Genomic DNA, 413 nt, shown 5'->3' with positions numbered 1-413 from the left:
GCGGGGTCGGACTGCACGGCGGCACCCCGCGGGTGCTGGTGATCGGGGCGTCGGGCGGGGTCGGCACGTTCGCGGTGCAGCTCGCCGCGCTGCGCGGGGCCGAGGTGTGGGCGTCGTGCCGCGACCGCAACCAGCCGCTGATCGAACGCCTCGGGGCCGTGCGCACGTTCGACCACCGGGTCACGCCCCTGCGCGAGCTGCCCGCGGGGCACTTCGACGCGATCATCGACGTCGCGGGCGGCATCCCGCTGCGGCAGCTGCAGCGACTGGTGGTGCCCGGCGGCCGCGTGGTGCTGGTCACCGGCGACGGCGGGCCCGTGCTGGGTCCGATCCCGCGCATGCTGAGGGCGGTCGTGCTGTCGCTCGGGTCGCGGCGCATCCGCCAGCTCGCGGCGACGCCCCGGCCCGAGGTG

Annotated in this window: 1 protein-coding gene; it reads left to right on the top strand. The window is 77.5% G+C overall.

Features of this window, described 5'->3' with window-relative positions:
• Positions 1–413, top strand: a 413-nt coding sequence (locus DW299_RS00020) for a zinc-binding dehydrogenase (protein WP_168443039.1), incomplete at both ends; no start/stop codon positions are given.

It is taken from the genome of Microbacterium sp. K35 (assembly GCF_004794375.1).
Classification (GTDB): Bacteria; Actinomycetota; Actinomycetes; order Actinomycetales; family Microbacteriaceae; genus Microbacterium; species Microbacterium sufflavum.
Note: the sequence above shows the minus strand (reverse complement) of the source record. Positions and strands in the feature narration are given on the sequence as shown.